The organism is Streptomyces monomycini, from assembly GCF_022271435.1.
In the GTDB taxonomy this organism is placed as follows: domain Bacteria; phylum Actinomycetota; class Actinomycetes; order Streptomycetales; family Streptomycetaceae; genus Streptomyces; species Streptomyces monomycini.
On the sequence record NZ_JAFIQY010000001.1, the window covers coordinates 242,488 to 264,930 of the forward strand.

At 72.2% G+C, this 22,443-nt stretch carries 17 protein-coding genes; 15 read left to right on the forward strand and 2 right to left on the reverse strand.

Annotated elements, in window-relative coordinates; all coding sequences use genetic code 11:
* Positions 1–28: 28 nt before the first annotated feature.
* Together rfbB and JXZ78_RS01010 are read right to left on the reverse strand one after the other, a co-directional pair.
* A complete protein-coding gene (rfbB, locus tag JXZ78_RS01005) occupies positions 29–1,006 on the reverse strand; it encodes a dTDP-glucose 4,6-dehydratase (protein WP_238782594.1) in 978 nt (325 codons plus the stop codon).
* The gene (locus JXZ78_RS01010; protein WP_030019583.1) at positions 1,003–2,070 is read right to left on the reverse strand and encodes a glucose-1-phosphate thymidylyltransferase; all 1,068 of its coding nucleotides are present in this window, start codon (positions 2,068–2,070) and stop codon (positions 1,003–1,005) included. Before JXZ78_RS01010 ends, rfbB begins: the two co-directional genes overlap by 4 nt.
* Positions 2,071–2,315: 245 nt before the next feature.
* On the opposite strand from JXZ78_RS01010, the gene JXZ78_RS01015 reads away from it, so the two are divergent.
* The 15 genes from JXZ78_RS01015 (at position 2,316) to JXZ78_RS01090 (ending at position 22,422) form a co-directional block, all read left to right on the forward strand.
* Positions 2,316–3,608, forward strand: a complete 1,293-nt coding sequence (locus JXZ78_RS01015; RefSeq protein WP_050502360.1) for an aspartate aminotransferase family protein — start codon at positions 2,316–2,318, stop codon at positions 3,606–3,608.
* Positions 3,605–4,651 carry an ABC transporter ATP-binding protein gene (locus JXZ78_RS01020; RefSeq protein WP_050502359.1) on the forward strand — a complete coding sequence of 349 codons (1,047 nt, stop codon included), beginning with the start codon at positions 3,605–3,607 and terminating at the stop codon, positions 4,649–4,651. The genes JXZ78_RS01015 and JXZ78_RS01020 overlap by 4 nt, the downstream gene beginning before the upstream one ends.
* The gene (locus tag JXZ78_RS01025) at positions 4,648–5,508 is read left to right on the forward strand and encodes an ABC transporter permease (RefSeq protein ID WP_050502372.1); all 861 of its coding nucleotides are present in this window, start codon (positions 4,648–4,650) and stop codon (positions 5,506–5,508) included. Before JXZ78_RS01020 ends, JXZ78_RS01025 begins: the two co-directional genes overlap by 4 nt.
* Complete coding sequence (locus JXZ78_RS01030) at positions 5,505–6,305, forward strand: ABC transporter permease (RefSeq protein ID WP_030019579.1); 801 nt, start codon at positions 5,505–5,507, stop codon at positions 6,303–6,305. The genes JXZ78_RS01025 and JXZ78_RS01030 overlap by 4 nt, the downstream gene beginning before the upstream one ends.
* A complete protein-coding gene (locus JXZ78_RS01035) occupies positions 6,302–7,759 on the forward strand; it encodes a phosphotransferase (protein WP_157851542.1) in 1,458 nt (485 codons plus the stop codon). The genes JXZ78_RS01030 and JXZ78_RS01035 overlap by 4 nt, the downstream gene beginning before the upstream one ends.
* A gap of 5 nt (positions 7,760–7,764) precedes the next feature.
* Positions 7,765–9,849, forward strand: coding sequence for a glycosyltransferase (locus JXZ78_RS01040; protein ID WP_238782595.1), 2,085 nt, complete (start codon positions 7,765–7,767; stop codon positions 9,847–9,849).
* Positions 9,842–10,948, forward strand: coding sequence for a sugar phosphate nucleotidyltransferase (locus tag JXZ78_RS01045; RefSeq protein WP_030019576.1), 1,107 nt, complete (start codon positions 9,842–9,844; stop codon positions 10,946–10,948). The genes JXZ78_RS01040 and JXZ78_RS01045 overlap by 8 nt, the downstream gene beginning before the upstream one ends.
* Positions 10,945–11,895, forward strand: coding sequence for a carbohydrate kinase family protein (locus JXZ78_RS01050; protein ID WP_050502358.1), 951 nt, complete (start codon positions 10,945–10,947; stop codon positions 11,893–11,895). Before JXZ78_RS01045 ends, JXZ78_RS01050 begins: the two co-directional genes overlap by 4 nt.
* Positions 11,896–11,905: 10 nt before the next feature.
* Positions 11,906–15,028 (forward strand): Cof-type HAD-IIB family hydrolase, encoded by a 3,123-nt coding sequence (locus tag JXZ78_RS40610; protein ID WP_308280960.1) that lies wholly within the window; start codon positions 11,906–11,908, stop codon positions 15,026–15,028.
* Entirely contained in the window at positions 15,025–17,100 is a 2,076-nt protein-coding gene (gene malQ, locus JXZ78_RS01065) for a 4-alpha-glucanotransferase (protein WP_050502357.1), read from the forward strand. The genes JXZ78_RS40610 and malQ overlap by 4 nt, the downstream gene beginning before the upstream one ends.
* The gene (locus JXZ78_RS01070) at positions 17,081–18,334 is read left to right on the forward strand and encodes a sedoheptulose 7-phosphate cyclase (protein ID WP_078624164.1); all 1,254 of its coding nucleotides are present in this window, start codon (positions 17,081–17,083) and stop codon (positions 18,332–18,334) included. Before malQ ends, JXZ78_RS01070 begins: the two co-directional genes overlap by 20 nt.
* On the forward strand, positions 18,327–18,710 hold the full coding sequence (locus JXZ78_RS01075) for a cupin domain-containing protein (RefSeq protein WP_030019572.1): 384 nt from the start codon (positions 18,327–18,329) through the stop codon (positions 18,708–18,710). Before JXZ78_RS01070 ends, JXZ78_RS01075 begins: the two co-directional genes overlap by 8 nt.
* Positions 18,682–19,731 (forward strand): ROK family protein, encoded by a 1,050-nt coding sequence (locus JXZ78_RS01080; RefSeq protein WP_033037461.1) that lies wholly within the window; start codon positions 18,682–18,684, stop codon positions 19,729–19,731. Before JXZ78_RS01075 ends, JXZ78_RS01080 begins: the two co-directional genes overlap by 29 nt.
* Complete coding sequence (locus JXZ78_RS01085) at positions 19,728–20,663, forward strand: SDR family oxidoreductase (protein WP_050502356.1); 936 nt, start codon at positions 19,728–19,730, stop codon at positions 20,661–20,663. Before JXZ78_RS01080 ends, JXZ78_RS01085 begins: the two co-directional genes overlap by 4 nt.
* A gap of 268 nt (positions 20,664–20,931) precedes the next feature.
* Positions 20,932–22,422 (forward strand): GMC family oxidoreductase, encoded by a 1,491-nt coding sequence (locus JXZ78_RS01090; protein ID WP_050502355.1) that lies wholly within the window; start codon positions 20,932–20,934, stop codon positions 22,420–22,422.
* The last annotated feature ends 21 nt before the right edge of the window (positions 22,423–22,443 follow it).

Sequence of the window (22,443 nt, forward strand, 5' to 3'; positions counted from 1 at the left end):
GACGCCCCCCTGCCGCCGTGCCGCCCCCTCAGGCGGTCGCGAACAAGGGCTCCCACCAGGTCCGATGGGTGCGGTACCAGTCCACCGTGGCAGTCAGCGCCCGCTCGAAGTCGGCACGCGGCCGGTACCCCAGCTCTGCGGTGATCTTGCTGTGGTCCACCGCGTACCGGCGGTCGTGGCCCTTGCGGTCCGTGACGTACGTGATGCGGTCGGGGCCCGCGCCGCACCGCTCCAACAGGCGGTCCGCGAGGTCGAGGTTGCTGAGGGAGGTGCCACCCCCGATGTTGTACGTCTCTCCGGCCCGCCCGGCCGTACGGACCAGTTCGACCGCCCGGATGTGATCGTCCACGTGCAGCCAGTCGCGGGCCTGCCGGCCGTCCCCGTACATCGGCAGGCTGCCGCCGGTCAGCGCCGCGGCCAGGAAGCGCGGGACGGCCTTCTCCGGGTGCTGGTACGGGCCGAAGTTGTTGGAACAGCGGGTCACCCGGACGTCCAGCCCGTAGGTGCGGTGATGGGCGAGTGCGACGAGGTCCGCCGCGGCCTTGGACGCCGCGTAGGGCGAACTGGGCCTGAGCGGGTCCTCCTCCCGTGCGGCGCCTTCGGGTATCGAGCCGTAGACCTCGTCGGTGGAGATGTGCACGAAGGTGCGCGCCCCGTTGCGCCGCGCCGCGTCCAGCAGGGTCTGGGTGCCCACCACGTTGGTACGGGTGAAGTCCGAGCCGTCCTCGATGGAGCGGTCCACGTGCGACTCTGCCGCGAAGTGGACGATGTCGTCGTGCCCGGCCGTCAGGCGCCGCACCGTCGCGGCATCCCCGACGTCCCCCTGGACGAAGGTCAGGTCCGGGTGCCCGCGTACCGGATCGAGCCGGGCGAGGCTGCCGGCGTACGTGAGTTTGTCGAGCACGGTGACCGTGGTGCCGGGTGGTCCCGACGGGCCGAGGAGCGCGCGGACGTAGGCGGATCCGATGAAGCCGGCGCCGCCGGTGACGAGGATGCGTGACGTCATGAGGTGAGCTGCACCTTACTGTGATCGCCGATGACGAGACGGTGGCCCCGGTGCGGGCGGGGCACCGCGGCCACGACCGCTTCACTGCCGATCAGCGAGCGCTCGATGCCGTGAGCGCCGTCCAGACACGCGCCCCGCAGGAGCACGGAGAACCCGACCGCGCTGTCCTCGATGCGGCAGTCCTCGGCGACGGAGGTGTACGGGCCGACAGTGGAGTTGCTGATCACCGCGCCCGGCCCGATCACCACGGGCCCGACGATGCGGGACCCGGTGACCACGGCTCCCCCGGCGATGCGGACCCTGCCCACCAGGACGCTGTCCGGGTCGACCTTGCCGTCCACGCTGCCGGTCATCCGGTCCAGGACGTGCCGGTTCGCCTCCAGCAGGTCGTCCACGCTGCCGGTGTCGCGCCACGGCCGGGTGGTCGTCTCCGCGCGTACGGCGAGGCCCTGGTCGACCATCCACTGCACCGCGTGGGTGATCTCCAGCTCGCCGCGCCCGGACGGACGGATGGCGCGCACCGCGTCGTGCACCGCCGGGGTGAAGGCATAGACGCCGACCATGGCGAGGTCGCTGCGGGGATGTTCCGGCTTCTCCTCCAGCCGGTGCACGCGTCCCGCGCCGTCGATCTCGGCCACGCCGAAGGCGGTGGGGTCGGGCACCGGAGTGAGCAGCAGCCGGGCGGTGTCCCGGTCGGCGGCGGCGCGCCGGACGAAGCCCGCCACCCCGTCCTCCAGGTAGTTGTCCCCGAGGTACAGCAGGAAGTCGTCGTCCGCCAGGAAGTCCCGCGCGATCGCCACCGCGTGGGCCAGGCCGAGGGACGCGGGCTGGTGGAGGTAGGCGACGCGCAGTCCGAAGGCGGATCCGTCCCCCACCGAGCGGCGGATGGCGTCACCGTGTTCGCCGACCACCACCCCCACGTGCTCGATACCGGCTTCCGCTATCGCCTGGAGGGCGTGGTGCAGCACCGGTCTGTTGGCGAGGGGGAGGAGCTGTTTGGCGCGGGTGTGCGTGAACGGCCGTAAGCGGCTGCCGGTGCCACCCGCCAGGACCAGGGCTTTCACGTCGGCCACCGATGTCGCGGAAGGGGCGGGGTCTGTCGTCTCACGGATCTCTCCTCGAACGAAGGTCGCGGTGTCACCGGTGAAGTGGCTTGTGACTCAAGCAGAATTTGCATGAGACACGCAAGGCCGTTCGGAAAGTTGCAGAAATTTCTTGCAGGGCTGGGCGATTGGTGTTTGACTCACTTCCGTCGCCACCCAACGGCGGCACATGGCACAGCAGTTCGCCCAGAAGGGTGGGAGCGGCAGTGACAGGTCGGCACCAGCTGGAGCAGCTGGAGCGGGAGGCCGGACATCTGGCCCCGGGCGCTTCGGACGAGGCGTCCGTCGGGCGCCGGGTCTTCGCCGAGGGGCACGGCCCGGTCCTCACGGATCTCGACGGCAACCAGTACCTGGACTTCGCGGCGGGCACTCTGACCCAGTCGCTGGGTCACGGGCACCCCGAGGTCGTGGAGGCGCTGACCGCGCAGGCCCGGCGCCTGTGGAACGTGCACGACTCGGCGACGCCCGACCGTGCCGCGCTCCTGGAGCTGCTGGCCAGGCTGCTGCCCGCACGGCTGAACACCTACGCCTTGCTCTCCACGGGGGCGGAGGTGGTCGAGGCGGCGTTACGGGTGGTGCAGGCGACCGCCGAGCCCGGCCGCAACCGGATCGGCGCCCTGCGCGGCGGCTTCCACGGCAAGACGATGGGCGCGCGGATGCTCGTGCACTGGGACGTCGGCCACCAGGCGTTCGCCGGCAATGCCGTCCTCGGCTACTCGGCCTACTGCTACCGCTGCCCTCTGGAACTCAGCCACCCCTCGTGCGGCCTGCGGTGCGCCTCCCTCGTACGCAAGCACATCGCCGACAAGCCGAACGTCTCGGCGCTGGTCTTCGAACCCGTCCTGGGCGCCGCCGGAGTCGTCGTGCCGCCCCCGGGTTACTGGGCGCAGATCACCGAAGCCTGCCAGGCCAACGGGGTGCTGCTCGTCGCCGACGAGGTGCTGACCGGCGGCGGCCGGACCGGCACCTTCCTGGCGAGCGAGCAGTTCGGCATCGAGCCGGACCTGGTGACCCTGTCGAAGGGTCTGGCCAGCGGGTTCCCGTTCGCGGTCCTGGCGGGACGCGCGGAGCTGCTGCACCAACCGGCGGCTTCGGTGCCTGGCGCCTACTCGGCGACGTACGGCGGCAATCCGCTCGGCATCGCCGCTGCGCGGGCCACTCTGGAGGTCGTCGAACGCGACCGTCTGGTCGAGCGTGTCCGCGTCCTCGGGGACCAGCTGCACGACCGGCTGTCCGCTCTCCCCGCCCGCTTCGAGAACCTCGGCGACGTGCGCGGCCTGGGCCTGCTGTACGGGCTGGAGTTCGTCACCGACCGGGAGAGCCGCAGACCCGCACCGCACATCGCCCGGGCCGTGTACGCACGCGCACTGGACCTGGGCCTCCGGGTGGCCCTCGGCGGGCACATCCTGCGCCTGGCGCCTCCGTTCACCATCGACGAACCGCTCCTCGACGAGGGCGTCAAGCTTCTCGAACAGGCCCTGGAGCAGGTGCTGTCGTGATCGTCGCGGAGAATCTCGTCAAGGAGTTCCGGCTCGCCGAGCGCAAGCCGGGCCTGGCCGGCAGTCTGGCCACGCTCTTCACCCGTAAGCACCGCATCGTCCGTGCGGTCGACGGGGTGTCCTTCACGCTCCCGGCCGGCTCCAAGACGGCGTACATCGGCGCCAACGGGGCGGGGAAGTCCACCACCATCAAGATGCTCACCGGCATCATGACGCCCACCAGCGGGCGCTGCCTGGTCCGCGGCATCGAGCCGTACCGGCACCGGAAGGACAACGCCCGGGGCATCGGTGTCGTCTTCGGCCAGCGCAGTCAGCTCTGGTGGGATCTGTCCGTCCCGGACTCCTTCCGCATCCTGCACCGCATCTACGAGATCCCCGGCCCGGTGTACCGCCGCAACCTCGCCCTGTACCGGGAACTGCTGGACATCGACGCCCTCGGCACCACCCCCGTACGCCAGCTCAGCCTGGGCCAGCGGATGCGCGCCGAGATCGCGGCGAGCCTGCTGCACGATCCGCCCGTCGTCTTCTGGGACGAGCCGACCATCGGCCTCGACATGGTGCTCAAGGACGCGGTACGGCACCTGGTCAACCACGTGCACCGGGAACTGGGCACGACCGTCGTCCTCACCAGCCACGACATCACCGACATCGCCGCGATCTGCGACAGCGCCCTGGTCGTGGACCGGGGACGGGTGGTGCACCAGGGCAGCATCCGGGACCTGCTGCGGACCGCCGACCGGCGGTCCGTCCTCTTCGACCACCGGGACACGACGGCCCCTGAGCGCGCCTGCGCGGGCATCGAGCAGGGGCTGCCCGGGGTGAGCGCCTCGCCGGCCGAGGACGGCCGGATCAGGGTCGACTATCCGGTGGACCGGTTCACCTCCCGCCAGGTGCTGGCCTTCCTGCTCGAACGCTTCGACCTGGTGGACTGTTACGCGCCCGAACCGGACCTGGAGGACGTACTGCGGCGGATCTACGGCGGCGGGCGCCCCGAACCGGTCCCGGCCGAGATCCCGTGCGGGCCCGCGGCAGGTGGGGCATGAACCGCTCCCCCCTACCAGAGGTGACGAGCGGCACGCCGGTCCGCCCGGCCGCGCGCGTCCGGCACTACCTGCCCTTCGCCACCGCGGGACTCCAGTCCCTGCTGCAGTACCGCTCGTCGTTCGTGACGACCGGCATCACCGCGGCGGCCGGCGCCGCGGTCTCCGTCTTCCTGTGGCGGGCCGTGTACGCGGGCTCGCCGCCCGGCGGCGGCCCGGGCGGCTTCACCGCCGGGAGCATCACCACCTACCTGCTGATGGCCCAGATCCTGCAGATCCTGCACGCCAACCGGGTGGACGACGAGGTCGCCGCCGAGGTCTACCGGGGTGACGTGGCCGTCATGCTGGTCCGGCCGGTCAGCTATCCGGTCGTCCGGTTCTTCGCGTGCCTGCCGGTCGTCGCGGCCAACGCCGTCCTGGTCGGCGTGCCCGTACTCGGCCTGTTCACCCTGCTCGTGCCGCTCACCGTGCCCCGGCCGGCCGACGTCCTGCTGTTCCTGGTGTCCGCCGTACTGTCCGTCCTGCTCGCCTTCCTGGTGAACCTGCTGACCGGCATGACGGGCTTCGTCACCACCAACACCTGGGGTGTGCGGATGGTGAAACAGAGCGTGGTCGCCTTCTTCGCCGGGCAGCTGGTGCCCCTCGCGCTGATGCCGGGGCCGCTGCGGGCGCTGGCGTCCGCGCTGCCCTTCCAGGGCATGGTCGACGCGCCGCTCGCCCTGCTGCTCGGCCGCTACGACGGAGTGGCCGACGTCGCCGGTGTCCTCGCCCGGCAGCTCGGCTGGGTGGCCGGCCTGACCGTGCTCAGCGCCGTCCTCTGGCGGGCCGCGCTCAGCCGTCTGGAGGTGCTCGGCGGATGACCCGGGCCTTGTGGCGCCACGTACGGCTGGCGTTCTTCCTCGGCGGAGTCGGGCTGCACCGGCTGAGCGCGTACCGCGTGGACTTCGTTCTCGGGGCCGGAGCCTTCCTGATCCGTGTGGGCCTGCAGACGGCGGTGGTGGGCCTGGTCTTCCGGCAGATTCCCGTCCTGGGCGGCTGGAGCTACCACGAGGTGCTGTTCCTGCTGGGCTTCTCGCTGCTGCCGCGCGGCCTGGACCACCTCTTCACCGATCAGCTGTGGGAGCTGGGCCGCAAACTGGTCCAGCGCGGCGAGTTCCACCGCTATCTGATCCGCCCCGTGAACCCGCTGTTCTCCCTGCTCTCGGAGCGCTTCTTCCACCCCGACGCGCTCGGCGAACTCGCCGTGGGCACCTTCCTGGTGATCTGGTCCGGCAGCAGCATCGGCCTCGACCTCACCCCGCTGCAATGGGCCGTCGCCCCTTTGCTGGTGCTGTGCGGCGCCCTGATCCACACCTCGGTGAAGCTGCTGTTCGCCTCGCTGTCCTTCTGGACGGTGACCAGTCTGCCGTCGATGTACGCGGCCAACCAGGTGTCCGAGTTCGCCGCGTACCCGCTGGACATCTACCACTCGTCGCTGCGCGCCCTGCTGACCTGGGTGCTTCCCTTCGCCTTCACCTCCTACGTGCCGTGCGTCTACCTGCTGACGGGCGCCGCGGGCCTGGTGGTCTGGCTGCCCGTGGTGACGGCCGGCGCCCTGGCCCTGGCCCTGGCCGTATGGCGGCGTGGCGTCAACGCCTATGAAATGACCGGGAGTTGAACTCTCACGTGATCCGCGACGAACATCTCTCCCCCTTGCTGCGCGCCGCGTCCTGGATGCCACGCGACCTCCGCGCCGCCCACCGGTACGAGACGGCCGACCACGCCGAGCAGGCACCGGACGAGTTGCTGCTGATCGTGCGGGCGGTCGGCGGCCCTGCGTCAGGCGAGCGGGTCTTCGTCCCCGTACACCGGGAGCCGTCCGGTGCCTGGGCCGGAGGCGACGGGCCCCCGGGGCTCGCGACCGTACGCCGCGTCCTGACCGGCGGGCGGCTGCGCACGGCGCGTGGCGGGTACCTGGACTTCCGCCGCGGGCCCTCGGCTCCGGCCGGCGAGGCACGCCGCCTGCCGTTCGACCAGGGCTGGTCCTCCAACGCCCTCTCGCTGGTCGGGATAGGCGGCTCCTCTTACGTCCACAAGACCTACCGGCGTCTGAACGAGACGATCCACGAGCCCGACGTCCTTCGGCTCATGAGCGGCACCGGACGCACGCCCGAATGGGCCGGGGACTACACCTACACCGACCCCGGCCGCGGGGCCAGGCATCCGGCGGGCGTCCTGTACCGGCACGCACCCGGGCAGGGGATCGACGCGCCGCTGCGGGCGAACCTGCGCTCACTGTGGCCGCGCCTGACGAACCGCCTCCCTTCGGAACGGCTCGTACACGCTCATCTGCGTCCGCTGGAAGCCACGTTACGCGCGGCCGGACGTTTCCTGAGCGCCTTCCACCACGACCTGTCGGTACGCCTGGGCGGGCCTTCGATCGGCTACCCGGTGGCCGACGTCCTGCCCCGGACGTCGGCACAGCTCGACCGGCTGCTTCTGACGGACCTCCCCCTTCCACCGGCCGCCCGCAGTGCCGCCTTGGACGCCCTGCGGGCCGAGCTGGACCGGCTCCACTCCGAGCTGGGCGGCCGCGTGACGGCCCCCGGAGCCGGCCCCTGCCACGGCGACCTGCACCTGTCGCACCTGCTGTGCGCGGAAGAACCCGACGGCACCTGGCGGATGAACGTCATCGACCTGTCCACGCCCGCCCTCCCGTCGGACGGTTCCGGCTACGCCGCGCAGTCGCCCCTCCAGGATCTCGTCGCCGTCCAGCGCGCGCTGGAGTACTTCACGGCCGACGAGGCTGCCTTCGAGAGCGCCCGCCGCCTCGGCGTGGACGCGGACACCACCATGAACGGCTCTCTGGACGGTGCGCCGGGCCTGCCGGACGTCCGGCGAAAGGTGCTGCACACCGTCTTCCGCACCGCGGACACCTGGCGCGAGCGGGTGCTGCACCTGCTGCTCGGGCCCCCGTCCGACAGTCCGCTGCGGCGGCTGCTGTACCTGCGCCGCCTCCTGCACGAACTGGGCTACAACCACGACCACGCCCGCCCGTACCACGCCGCGATCGACCTGCGCCACGCGCTCGCACTGGCCTCCCCCACCCCGACCCTCCACGCAAGGACGTGACCGTCGTGAACGCGCCCCGGATGCACATCATCGAGAACTACTTCGAGTGCTGCGGCTTCGACCACACCTTCCTTCAGGGCGGCACGTCCGTGTACCTGTGGAACCTCTCCAAGACCTTCGCCGACCGCGGCCACCAGGTCTCCATCGTCACCCCCGCCCACGGCAGGCTCGACGACCTGCGGCAGCGCTACGAGGTGGAGGACCTGCCCTACGAGGACGCCTACACGCTGCCGGTCGTCCTCGACACCCGGGTCTGGGAGGGCTTCCCCGAACAGGTCGACCTGGCGCTGCGCACCACCGCGCACCGCATCCGTCTGGAAGGCGTGGACCTGTACTTCCTCTCCAATGACTACCTGAACCGGCTGCCGGACACCTTCTACCCGCCGTACTCCGCGAAGGGCCGGGACCTGGTGTTCTTCAAGCCGCTGGTGTTCCAGGTGGACAGCGTGCGGTTCCTGCGCGGCTGGTTCGGCGACGAGAAGGCCGTCGTCCACACACACGAGCCGTACTACCACTACCTGCTGCCGGCCGCCCTGCGCGACGACCCGACGAAGCTGGTCGTCAGCAACGTACAGAGCAACATGCCGATCACGAAGAAGGTGTACGGGCCCGAGGTGGCGCGCCTCTTCGAACTGCTCGGCGTGGACGTCGAGCTGCCCGGCCCCGGGCCCGATCCCGAGGTGCCCGCGGCGGTCGTCCAGTACCAGCAGCTCACCCACCTGCACTACACCTACCCGCCGGACCATGTGGCGGTCTACGAGCTGACCGCCGAGCACGCCGACCTGATCGACTTCCTGTCGCCCGGCCAGCTGGACTTCTACGCGGGCTTCCGGGACACCCCGTTCGAGCCGCTCTTCCGGCGGCTGCCCATCGCCGACGTCGTACGCCGCAACGCCCACAAGATGTTCGTCGGCGGTTGCGCCGTCTCCGACCGGTGGCTGACCTGGGACCCCGCCCAGGTGGACCGGGCGGAGGTGCTCGGCGGCCTCGGTCTCGACCCCGCGCTGCCGACGTTCTTCCACAACGCCCGTTACGCCGTTCACCACAAGGGCCAGGTCGAGCTGATTCGGGCCGTGGACCGCGTACTGAGCGAAGGCTTGAAGGCCAACTTCGTCATCCGCTGCATCTCCGCCAACGGCATCGACGATCCGCTCTTCCACGAGGTCGCCGCCCGCCATCCCGAACGGCTGCACTTCGAGTGGGAGCGCGTCGAGGAGGCCCGCGTCTTCGCCTGCGCGGCCGCGTCGGACTTCGCCCTCTTCCCCTCCAAGTTCGAGATGGACACCTTCCTCATCGCCCAGGGCGAGGCCATGGCCGTGGGCGCCGTGCCCATCGCCACCGACCAGCGGGGCATGGCGCACTTCCGGCATGCCGACGGTCCGGGGACGACCACCGGTTTCGCGGTCAACCGCTCCTTCGCGGAGGACGACGCCCTGCTCACGGACGCGCTCGCGGACCGCATCCGGCAGGCTGCGGCCCTGTGGTCGGACGATCCCGGCCGCTACCGGGAGCTGTCCGAGCGGGCCTCGGCCGTCGCCCGCGCCTTCACCTGGGACCACTGCGCCGATCTGCACCTGTCGGCGTTCACCCGGCTGTGGGAGGGCCGGCCCGCCGTCCTGTCCACCGAACTGGCACTCCGGCACGGCTGGTTCGATCTGCTCGCCGACGACCAGGTCACCACGGCGGCCGCCGTCGCGCACGGTGACATCGAGGCGTACGAGCGCCGGGCCCCGCTCGACACGGACGCGGCCGCGCGGATGTTCCGCGCCGCGTGGCAACGTGCCGACTTCGCCGCCTGCGAACGGGTCCTCGGCCGGCTTCCCGAGGCCGTGCCCGCGGAGGAAGCCGGCCTGTTGCACACCCGCGCCCGCGTCCTCGCCGACAGCCGTCTGGAGTACCGGCTGTCACACGCCGAACGGGTGCAAGTCGTGGAAGCGCGGCGCGGCGCGGCCAGGGCCCTGCCGACCGTACGCACCCTTGCACGCACCGGGCCGGGAGTCTTCGTGGGCGAGGCGCCGGACGCCGACGGGCTGCTGCTGCTCACCTTGTCCGGCGGCCGGGTGGCCTGGGACGAGGTGCGGCATGGCTGACCTGCGTGCGGTACGCGCAGTGCTGCTCGCGGGCGGCGAGGGGCAGCGGATGGGCCTGCTCGGCGCGGGCCGGCTCAAGCCGCTGGTCCCCTACGGCGGCACCTGCCGGCTCATCGACTTCAGCCTGGCCAACGCCCGGGCCTCGGGTCTCGCGGAAGTGCTGCTGCTGTCCCAGTACGAGGAGCGGCTGCTGATGGACGACCTGCACCGCGTATGGAACGCGAAGCCGGGGTTCCGGGTGCGCTTCGGCCCGTACGACACCGCCTACCGCGGCCGGGAGCTGCCGGCCGAGCTGCCGCGGCGCACCTGGCCGCTGGAGCGCGGCACCGCCGACGCCCTGATCCGCAAGGCCGAGTACATCTTCACCGAAGACGTCGAGGACGTCCTCGTCCTGCACTCCGACCACGTCTACCGGTACGACTACGGCCCGCTCGTCGCGGCGCACCGGTCCTCGGGCGCGGCGCTGACCGTCGCCTACCAGCGGATCGACCCGCGCTGGGTGCACCTGTTCGGCATGGTCCGCTTCGACGACGGAGGCCGGCTGACGGAGTTCACGGAGAAGCCCGAGAACCCCACCTCCGACCTGGTCTTCGCGGCCTTCTGCGTCTTCGGCGCCGCCGTACTGCGCCGGTATCTGACCCTGCTGGACGGCGGCGACTGGCAGCACGACATCAGCCGTGACGTGATCCCCGCGATGCTCGCGGCCGGAGAGCACATCCGCGGCCACGAGGTGCACGGCCACTGGGAGGACATCGGCACCGTCGAGCGCTACCACCGGGCGCATCTGGCCCTCGCCACCGGGCCGCGGGCGCCGCTGCCCGTCGCGCGGATGCCCCGGACGGTACGGCCCGGGGTCGGGCGGCGCTGGGTCGCCGACGCCCCCGGAGTGCACGGGTCGGTGATCCCCGCGGACCTCGTCAACGACGGACGGGTGGCGGACAGCGTGCTCTTCCCCGGGGTCCGGATCGGCGCGGGAGCACGGGTGCGGCGCAGCGTGGTGCTGCCCGGCGCGGTGATACCGCCGGACGCCGACATCGACGGAGCGGTCGTCCTGGAGGACGGACACATGCAGCACGTTGCCGAAGGAGTGAGCGCATGACCACGCACCAGCACTGCGACAAGGAACAGCGTCCGGACGGCTACGACGTCCTGGTGGTGGGCGGGACCGGGGTGGACACCATCGTGCGCGTGGAGGAGCTGCGGGTGCCGCCCGGCGACTCGGTCTTCGTCGACCCGCTGCGGGACTACGTCGGGCACACCGGCAACGGGGTGGCACTCGGCTGGCACGCCCTCGGCCTGCGGACGAAGTTCATCGACTTCCTCGGCGACGACCCGCAGGGCCGCATGGTCCTGGAGCACTACGCCCGCCAGGGCCTCGACTTCGCCCACCTCGTCTCGCCGCACGGTACCCCGCGCGCGGTGAACCTGGTGGACCCGCGCGGCCGCCGCTTCTCCTTCTACGACGGCCGGCACCCCGACGATCTCCGGCTCCCCCGCGACTTCTACCTGCCCCACCTGGAGCGGTCGGCCCACGTCCACCTGTCGATCGTCGGCCACAACCAGGAGATGTACGACGACATCCACCGCCTCGGCGTGACCAGTTCGACGGATCTGCACGACTGGGACGGGCTCAACCCCTACCACCGCCACTACGCCCTGCACTCCGACTACGTCTTTTTGAGCGCGGCGGCGATCCACGACCGCCTGGACACCGTGCTGCGGACGATCATCGGCGAGGGCCGGGCCCGGTTCGTGGTCGCGACCGCCGGAGCCGACGGATGCCACCTGCTGGAGCGCGGTGCCGAGAGCATCCGGCACTTCCCCGCCGTCCGTCCGGAGCGTCCGGTCGTGGACAGCAACGGTGCCGGTGACGCGTTCGTCACCGCCTTCCTGCACGCGTACTTCGAGGGGCGCCCGTTCGAGGACTGCGTGCTGGCCGGCTCGGTGGCCGGGGCGTTCGTGTGCGGCAGCGTGGGCACCCACACCGAGTTCATCGGCCTGCCGGAACTGCGCGCGGCCAGTGCTCGCGCCGTCGCGAGCCGGTGAGGGGCCGGGCATGCATGTGATCCACTTCGCCTTCGAGTGCGGCGGGTTCGACAACCGCCTCATGCGCGGCGGGCTGTCCCCGCTGGTGTGGAACCTGTCGCGGGAGTTCGCGGCCCGTGGTCACCGGGTGTCCCTGGTCACCCCGGCGCACGGACTCGTCGGCACCCTGCGGCGGGAGTACGCCGTGACGGAACTCCCCTATCTCCACGTGCACCGCGTGCCGCTGGTCCTGGACCCCAAGACGTGGCCGGACCACCCGTCCGAGATCACCCTGGAGCTGACCACCCGGGCGTACCGGCTGCGGATCGACGGCGTGGACGTCTACTTCCTCTCCGACGCCTTCCTCGACCTGCTGCCCGAGCGGCTCTACCCGCCGCCGGGCACCGAGGGCACGGACCTGGCCCATTTCAAGCCACTGGTCTTCCAGGTCGCGGGCGCCCACTTCATCCGGCGGTACCTCGGCGGGGAGGGGGCGGTGGTCCACGGCTTCGAGCCGTACTACCACTACCTCCTGCCGCCCCTGTTCGCCGGCGACCCGTCCCTGCGCACCGTGAGCACGGTCGCGGCCAACGCGCCCGTCACGCAGAAGGTCTACCGTCCGCAGGTCGAGCGGCTGCTCGGCCTGTTCGGTGTGCGGGCCGACCTCGACGCGCTGGAGGACGAGCCGCCCGCCGAGGACAGCCCGGCGGCGGCCATGTCACGGGTCCTGGCCGGCACCCGGATGCACGGGGAGTACGGACCGGACCATGTCGCCGTCCTGCCGCTGGTCCTGGCCCACGCCGATCTGCTGGACTTCGTCTCGCCCGGCCAGCGGGACTACTACAGCACCTTCCGCGACACCCCGTTCGAGGACCTGTTCCGTACCCTGCCGGTGTCCCGCATGGTGCGCGCCCGGGCGCACCAGCTGCTCATGGGGGGCTGCGGCATATCCGACGGCTGGCTGGCACGCGATCCGGGAGCCGTGGACCGCGAGGCGGTCCTGCGCTCCGTGGGTCTCGACCCCTCCCTGCCGGTCTTCTATCACGCCGCCCGGTACGCGGTGCACCACAAGGGCCAGCTCGAACTGATCCGCGCTGTCGAGGAAGTGCTGGACAGCGGCACCGAAGCGGCCTTCGTACTGCGCTTCGCCACCAGTGGAGGCGGCGGGCAGCCGGCCCCGGTCGGCAACGCTTACTTCCAGAGTGTCGCCGACCGCCACCCCGGCCGGGTGTATCTGGACTGGCGTCTGGCCGACGAGGACACCCTGTTCGAGCAGGCCGCGTGCGCGGATTTCTGCGTCTTCCCGTCGAAGTTCGAGCTCGACGGGTTCCTCATCGCCCAGGCCGAAGCCATGGCGTGCGGCGCGGTGCCGATCGCGACCGCGCAGACGGTCACGGCCCACTTCGGGCACGCCCTGCCACCGGACGACCCCCGGGCCACCGGGCTGTCACTGCCCGGATCGTTCCGAGAGGACGACCCGGCCCTCACCCGCGCGCTCGTCGAACGCATTCGTCAGGCCGTGGAGTTACGGCACACTGCCTCCGACGACTATGCGCGACTGTCGGCCAACGCGCGCGCCACAGCACGCCGGTTCACCTGGGCACGGAGCGCCGACCGGCGTCTGGCGGCCTTCGAGGGACTGCTGCGCGGCCGGCCCAGGGCCTTTCCGACCGAGGACGCGATCCGGTACGGCTGGTTCGATGCCCTGCCCGACTCCGCATGGGACGAGCACCGGCAGCACATCGCACGGTCGGCCGCGGCCCTGGGCGACGCGGCGGCCTACGGGTGTGCCGCGCCGCTCGACGAGGCGGCGTACGAGCAGCTCTTCGAGGCCGCCCACGCCCGGGCCGACTTCGCCGCCTGCGTCCGTACCGCGCGTGCGGCCGGCCGGGAGGACTGGACGGCACGTCTGCGCGAGCGGTACCGGATACGTCTCGATGCCACACGTCGTTGGCACGTGACGTACCGGCATCCGGAGGCACGGCACGTGGAGGTGGCCGTGCCCGGGGCCGGTACGTCGCCGTCGGGCCTGGAGTCCCGCGCCGAAACCCTCGCCTCCGACGAAGCGGTGCCCGCGGGCAGCGGTGTCGGCCTGGTGCCTCTGGCGGCGGTACGGGACGGCGTCTTCGAAGGCGTCCTGCCCGGTCCGCCCGTCGGACGCCACCTGCTCGTCATGCTGACCCTGGCGTCGGGACGCGTCACCTGGGACACCCTTGCGTGTGAGCCGTCCGGCCTTCCCTCCCAGCCATCGGGCCACCCTTCCCAGCCATCGGGCCTTCCCTTCCAGCCATCGGGCTCTGCCTTCCAGCCGTCGGCCGTCCCGTACGGGCCCGTGGCCGGCCCGCCGCCCTTCCGGCTCGTGGCGACGGACCTGGACGGCACCCTCCTGCGCAGTGACCAGTCCGTCTCCGAGCGCACCCTGCGCGCCCTCGCCGGAGCGGCCGAGGCGGGCGCCTCCCACCTCGTGGTCACCGGACGGCCCGCCGCGGCCTGCGAGCAGTATCTGACCGCGCTCGGCTACCGCGGGCTCGCCGTGTGCGGGCAGGGCGCCCAGCTCTACGACGCCGGCGCCGGGCGGCTGCTCAGCTCGGCCTCGCTCGACCTCGACCTCGCCCGCAGCGTGGTCGAACGCGTCGAAGCCGCGCTGGGGCCGCTGGAACTGGGGGTCGTGACGGCACCGCCGGAGAGCCGCTTGAAGGTCACGCCCCGCTTCGGCGAACGTGTCCGGCACGGCTGGGACGTCACGACCGACCGCCGGCTGCTGTGGACGCGCCCCATCGACAAGCTGGTCCTGCACCACACAAGCCTGCCGGAGGACGAGGTCGAGGCCGTGGCCCAGCGGTTGTGCGGTGACGAGGTCACCGTGGTGCACTCGGTGCGGGGCATGGTGGAGGTCCTCCCGGCCGGCACCACCAAGGCGGCCGGTGTCGAGCGGGCGGCGGAACTCCTCGGGTACGACGCGGCCGGGACCGTCGCGTTCGGCGACATGCCGAACGACATCCCGCTCCTCGCCTGGGCCGGACACGGGGTGGCCGTGGGCAACGCCCATCCGGCGCTGCTGTCGATGGCCGACGAGATCGCGCCCGCGAACGACGCCGACGGCGTCGCCACCGTCCTGGAACGCCTCTTCGGCAGCACGGAGCCGGCGTCATGAGCACAGCTCTGAGCGAACTGGCCCGTGCCCACGGCATATCCACCGCCTACACCACCGACCGGGGGCAGCGGATGACGGTGTCCCCGGACACCCTCGTGGCCGTGCTGGCCGCGAGCGGTGTCGACGCGGCCACCGACACGTCGGCCCGGGCCGCTCTGCGGGACCACCGCGAACGCGCGGCAGCCCGGCTGCTGCCTCCGTGCGTCGTCGTACGGGGAGCTGCCGTGCCGCAGCTGGGCCTGCCCCGGAACGCGACGGTCGAAGTGGAGTTGGAGGAGGGCGGAACGGCTGCCCTGTCCGGCTCCCTCCCGGTCGGCAGGCACACCGTGCACGTCGGCGCACCGGGAAGAAGCGATTCCGCACCGCTGCTGGCCGTACCCGCACGGCTGCCGGTGCCGGCCGAGCGGCACTGGGGGTTCCTCGTCCAGCTGTACTCGGTGCTCTCGCGCCGTTCCTGGGGCATGGGCGACCTCGGTGACCTGGCGGAGCTGGCGTCCTGGTCGGGACGCGCGCTCGGGGCCGGCTTCGTCCAGCTCGGTCCGCTGCACGCCGTCGAACCCGGGCCGCTGCCCGACCCGTCGCCGTACCGGCCCAGTTCCCGTCGCTACCCCGACCCCATGCATCTTCGTGTGGAGGCCGTCCCGGAGTACGCGTACCTGAGCGGGGAAGGGCGGCGTACGGCCGACCGGTGTGCCGCCCAGGCCGGAGTGCTGAACGAGGGCATGCTGCGCGGCGGCCTGCTCATCGACCGCGAAACGGTGCGCTCCCTCAAGCACGAGGCGCTGCGGGCGGTCCACCAGGTGCCGCTGTCGCCCGGGCGCGCCGCCGCCTTCGCCCATTTCGCCGCGCGCGAGGGGCAGGACCTGACGGACTTCGCCACCTGGTGCGCGCTGGCCGGTGTGCACGGCAGGGCGTGGCGGTCCTGGCCGGCCGCACTGCGCGACCCGCGCTCCGCGGCCGTGGCCCGGGCCCGCCGGGAGCTGGCCGCCGAGGTCGGCTATCACCGCTGGCTGGCCTGGGTCACCGACGAGCAGCTGGCCGCCGCCCAGGCCGCGGCCACGGACGCGGGAATGGGCATCGGCCTGATCCACGACCTGGCGGTCGGCGTCGCCCCGGAGGGTGCCGACAGCTGGGCTCTGCAGGACTGCCTGGCCGCGGGCATGAGTGTGGGCGCGCCGCCGGACGACTTCAACCCGCACGGTCAGGACTGGGGTCAGCCGCCCTGGCGCCCCGACGGGCTCGCCGCCGCGGGTTACGCGCCCTTGGCAGGGCTGCTGCGGGCCGGGCTGCGGCACGCGGGCGCCCTGCGCATCGACCATGTGATGGGCCTGTTCCGGCTGTGGTGGGTGCCTGAGGGGCAGTCGCCGTCCGAGGGTACGTACGTCCGGTACGACGCCGAAGCGATGCTGGGCGTCCTGATGCTGGAGGCGCACCGCGCCGGAGCCGGTGTGATCGGGGAGGACCTCGGCACCGTCGAGGCCGGTGTCCGTACGGCGCTCGGTGAACGGGGGATCCTCGGCACCTCCGTCCAGCGGTTCGAGTACCTCGGGGGTTCGGCGGGCCGGCACGGCCCGCTGCCGCCCGACCGGTGGCGGCGCGACTGCCTGGCCACGCTCACCACCCACGATCTGCCGACGACCGCGGCCTGGCTCAGCGGCGAGCACGTCGACCTCCGGGCCCGGCTGGGCCTGCTCACCCGTCCGGAGGCGGAGGAGAAGGCCGGGGCCGCCGCCGAGCGTGACGGATGGCTGGCCGAACTGGAGCGGCTCGGGCTGCTGCCCGACCCGGACGGTGACCTCGTCGCGCTGCACCGCTTCCTGTGCCGCACCCCGGCCCGCCTGCTCGGCGTCTGGCTGCCGGACGCGACCGGCGACCGCAGGCCCCAGAACCTTCCCGGCACGTCCACGGCGCACCCCAACTGGCGGCTGCCCGTGAGCGACGCCCAGGGCCGTCCCGTACCGCTGGAGGATCTGCCGGGCCACCCTCTTGTGGCCGCCCTGACCAGGGTGTTCGCGGACCTTCGTACTGATGCGAGAGCACGTGAGGAGAAAGATGTCAGGCCAGATTCTTGACCGGGCCGGCCCCTCGCCGACGGGGGGCCACGACGATCCCGGCGATGTCGTCCTGAGAGCACCGACGGGAGTGAGGGAGACGGCCGGCGGTTTCGCCCTGAGAGCACCGGACGGCATCCGGTACCGGGTCGACCTGACCTCCGGGGTGCTCGACCCGGACAACCCCCTGCTCGGCGGCTACCTGGAAGGCCGCCGTGCCGTGGTCTTCGTCAGCCCGACCGTGGAGCGACTGTACGGCGACCGGCTGCGGGCCTACCTGAACACCCACGCCCTGCCGGGCCAGTGGACCCTGCACGTCATCGCCACCGGCGAACACCACAAGACACTCACGGCGGTGGAGAACGTCTGCGCCCTGGCCAAGGCGGACGGGCTGGACCGCCACGGCCTGATGCTCGCCGTCGGTGGCGGCATCGTCGCCGACGTGGTCGGCTTTGCCGCGTCCATCTACGCGCGGGGCATCCGGTACATCAAGATCAACACCACGCTCGTCGGCCAGGTGGACGTAGGGGTGGGCGTCAAGACGGGCGTCAACGCCTTGCAGACGAAGAACATGTTCGGCGCCTACCACCCGGCGCACGCCTCCCTGAACGACCCTGCCTTCCTGGCGACGCTGCCGCACCGGGAGATCCGCTGCGGACTCGCCGAGATCGTGAAGATGGCCGTGATCCTGGACGAGGACCTCTTCCGGACGCTGGAGCGCCACCCGGACGCGTTCCGCCGTCCCGCCGCCACGACCGCCACGGCCGCCGATGACGGGGAGCTGGAAACCTACATCCTGCGCACCTCGATGCGTCTGATGATGGAGGAACTCTGCCCCAACCTGCACGAGCATGATCTGGCCCGGCTCGTCGACTTCGGCCACACCTTCAGCCCGCTCGTCGAGACGGCCGGCGGACACCGGCTGGAGCACGGCGAGGCGGTCGCCGTCGACATGGCGCTGTCCGCGCATCTCGCACGTCTGCTCGGCCTGGCGGACGAGGAGACCTGCCACCGCATCGTCCGGCTGCTGCGGCGGATCGGGCTGCCGGTCTTCGACCCCGGCACCTGCACACCGGAGCTGATGACACAGGCGCTGCGCGCGACCTGGCAGCGGCGGGGCCGCAAACTGCACCTCGTCGTGCCGACCGGCATCGGCAAGGCGGCCTTCGTGGAGGAGCTGACGGACATACCGGGGAACATCCTGGAGGACGCGCTGAAGGCACTGGCGGCGGACGGGGAGCGGCGCGATGCCTGAACCCGTGTCCAATCTGCGGAACCTGCTGACGGGCAAGGAGCGGGACCACGGAGGTTCCGGCACGATCCTCGCGCACCGCGTCTTCACGCGCCGGGCCGGCGCCCCGGGCGCGGAATTCATCGACCTGGCCGTTTTGCCGCCGGGGACCTCGATCGGCCGGCACCGGCACGGCGCCGACCGCGAGACCTACGTCGTGCTCGACGGCAGCGGTCTGATGTTCCGGGACGGCGAGGAGTTCCGCGTGGGCCCCGGCGACATCGTCGTCAACGCGCCCCAAGGGGAACACGGCCTGGTCAACGACTCGGAGCGGGAGCTGCGGCTGCTCGTCTTCGAGGAGACGCTGGAGGATGGGCCGGGTGAGCACCGTGCCATCTGACGGCGTGTTCACGGTTCTCGACGTAGGTGGCACGACCCTGCGTATCGGCACCTACGACCCCGGGACGGGGTCCCTCAGCGAGGTGCGCCGGATGCCGGTCGACGGTATGCACCGCGACCCCGGCGCACCGGTGCCCGCACTGCAACGGCGGGTGGTGGAACAGATCGTGCGCGAGGTCGCCGCACACACGGGCGGGCATCCGCCGCGCGCACTGGGCGTGGCGTTCGCCGGACCGATCACGGCCGCGGGGCTCGTCATGGCCGCGCCCACCGTGTGGGGGCGGCGAGGGCATCCACTGCCGCTCGGCGAACTGCTGTCCGAGCGGACCGGCGCGCCGGCCGTCGTGGTGAACGATCTGACGGCGGCGGCCTGGCGGTACGCCGCCACCGAACCCGGCGACTTCTGCCTGCTGACCATCAGCTCCGGCATCGGCAACAAGGTCTTCCGCGGCGGCGAGGTCCTCGTCGACGCCGACGGCCACGGCGGTGAGCTGGGCCACTGGGTCTGCGACCGCTCCCCCGACGCGCCGCTGTGCGACTGCGGGGGCCGCGGTCACCTGGGCGCCGTCGCCTCCGGCCGTGGCGTGCTGGCGGCGGCGCGGCGGGCCGCGCAGGGCGACCAGGCCGCCTTCCGCGGCTCCCGGCTCGCCGCGCTGTGCGACGGCCGCGTGGAGCGCATCGGCAACCCGGCCATCGCCCAGGCGGTCCGGGCGGGCGACCCCTTCACCACCAAGGTGCTGCGCGGCACCCTGGTGCCGCTCGCCCAGGCGATCACCGGGGTGTTCGCGTCGATCGGGGTGTGCCGCTACATCCTGATGGGCGGCTTCGCCCTGGCGGTCGGTGAACCGTACCGGCGCCTGCTGGTGGCCGAGTTGCGGCGGCTGGGCTGCTTCGGCCTCGACCCGGGGCAGATCGACGCCATGGTGTCGCTCGGCGTGGCGGACGACCACCACGGGCTGATCGGAGTGGGCCGCCTGCTGGCCGCGCGGACGCCGGTGCCCTCCTCCCAGGGGGCGTCGTGACCGGTGGCAGCACCCTGGTCGTAGGCAGTGGTCTGATCGGCACGGGGATCGCCCGGTGCCTGGCCCGGGCAGGCGAGCCCGTGACCCTCGTCTCGCGCCGCCCGCCCGCCATACCACCCGACAGCTACGGAGCCCGCTGGGCCGCCTTGGACGCCACCGACGGCCGCGACTGCCGCCGTCTGCTCAGCCGTCTCCGTCCGGAGCGCGTCGTCCTGGTGCACGGTCCGTCCGACGTCACCTGGTGCGAGGCCCACCCGGACGAGGCGCTGGCCGCGCACGTCGCCGTGGCGGACACCTTCGCCACGGCGATGCCGGACGCGCGGCTCGTCATGATCTCCACCGACAACGTCTTCGACGGCAGGTCGGCCCGCCACACCGAAAACACTCCCCCGGCACCGGCGAACGCCTACGGCCGGGCCAAGCTGGCGGCCGAGAGGGCGCTGCTCGCCAAGGCACCCCGGTCCGTGATCCTGCGGGTCAGTCTCGTCTACGGCCACGAACCCGCCGACGCGGACAAGTGGCTGAACTTCTTCGCCGCCTGTGCCCACCGGCTGCGGCGGGGAGAGCCGGTCGAGGCCCCTGACGACCACTGGACGACGCCGGTGCTCCTGGACGACGTGGCGGAAGTGACGGCCGCGCTGCTGCATGCCAGGCATCCGCTGCCGCCGGTGCTGCACCTGGGCGGGCCCGACCGCGTCACGCGCGCCGAATGGGCCGCCACCATCGCCCGGGCGCTGGGCGCTCCCGCGCGGCTGGTGACGCCCGTACCGCGGGCCCGCACCCGCTACGCCTCCCGTCCGGTGAACGCCTGCCTCGCCAGTGAGGTGCTGCCGGCTCTGCCCGGCATCGGAAGCATCGCCGTCCGAGGGGTACGCGAGGGGGTGCGCCTGCTGGCCTCCGATTTCACCGGGACCGCACCCCCGCTCCCCTGAATCGCTCCGGTGCCTGAATCCGTCCCAGGGGTGCCTGAATCCGTCCCGGCGCCTGAACCCGTTCCAGGAGTACCTGAATCCGTCCCGGTGCCTGAACCCGTCCGAGGGGTGCCTGAACCCGTCCCCGCACGAGCCCCCCCTCATGCATGACGCCCACGGTGCCTACGCGTCACCACCATGCCTGGCTGTACCCGACCTTCCGCGACTCCCGGCCGCCCCTCAACCGTGCCCTCGTCCCCCCACCCGGCAACGACTCAACGGAGCGATCATGACGAACCCACCCGCCCTGCCCGGCTACGACATCGTCGTTCTCGGCGGCGGAGTGGCCGGCTGCGTGCTGGCGGCCCGCCTCTCCGAGAACCCCGGCCGCTCCGTGTGCCTGGTGGAAGCGGGACCCGACTACGGATCGCGGCAGGAGAGCTGGCCGCAGAAGGTACGGAACGCCCGTGCCCTGCCCCGCGACGACGTATGGGAACGGCACGGCGCCTTCTACCGCATCCGGGCCCGGATCCTGGGCGGCTCCTCCTGCATCAACGGCGCCTGGAACACCTGGGGCTCGCACGCCGACCACGCCGAGTGGACACGGGCGGGCGGCGAACGGTGGTCAGCCACGGCGCTGGAACCGTACCGGCTCCGGGCCATGGAGCGCATGGCGCTGCGGACCGTCCCGGACGGCGAACTCTCCCTCTGGGCCTCGTCCGCCCTCCTGGCGGCACGGGACCTCGGCCACGAGGAAGTGGACATGGCGGTCCCCGGCCGGCCCGGCTCCGGCCGCCCGCTGCTCAACGCCGTCGACGGCCTGCGCTTCAACGCCGCCTTCGCCTACTTGGACCCGGCGACCCGGTGCCGGCCGAACCTGACGATCCTGAGCGATGTCCTGGTGGACCGGCTCGACATACGGGCGGGCCGGGTGCACGGCGTGCACGCCGTCCTGGACGGACGTCATGTGACGCTGAGGGCCGGCACGTACGTGCTGGCGTGCGGCACCTTCGGCTCCCCCACCGTACTGATGCGCAGCGGTGTCGGACCGGCCGCGCACCTGGAGGAGAACGGCATCCGGTGCGCGGCGGACCTGCCGGGCGTCGGCGGCAACCTATCCGACCAGCCCGGTGTCTTCGTCCCGCTGTCCCCCACCCCGGAACTCAACGCGGCGCTGGCGGCCAAGGACGCGGAAGGGGAACTGTACGTCAGCCGGATGCTGATCAGGGCTGCCAGCGAGTACTGTCCGGACGGTGCCTGGGACCTGCATCTTCTGCCCACGGCCGGTCCACCGCTGTTCGGCGGGCTGCCGCCGGGGCAGTACGAGGCCGGTGTCTCCGCCTTCCTGATGAAGCCGGCCTCGCGCGGGCAGGTCCGGCTCCGCTCGGCCGACCCGGCCGAGCCTCCGGAGATCGTTCCCGCCTTCCTGACCGATCCCGGCGGCCGTGACATCGCGGTCCTCCGATCGGGACTGGAGAAGGCGCAAGAGCTCGCCTCGGCCATGAAGTCCCTGGCAGCGCCAGGGGGCGGAGCACCGGCCCACGCGCTGCCGGACGCCGACCTCCGCAGCCGGGTGGGCGCCTACTGGCATCCTGTGGGGACCTGCGCCATGGGCCCGGCGGACGACCCGCGGACCGTGGTCGACGGGCAGGGCGCCGTCCACGGTGTGGCGGGACTGCGCATAGCCGACGCCTCTGTCCTGCCGACCGTGCCCGCCGCCAACACGCAATGGCCGGTCCTGGCCGTCGCCGAGATGCTCGCCGAAACCCTCGGCGCCTGACCGCCGCACCACTTCGCCCCC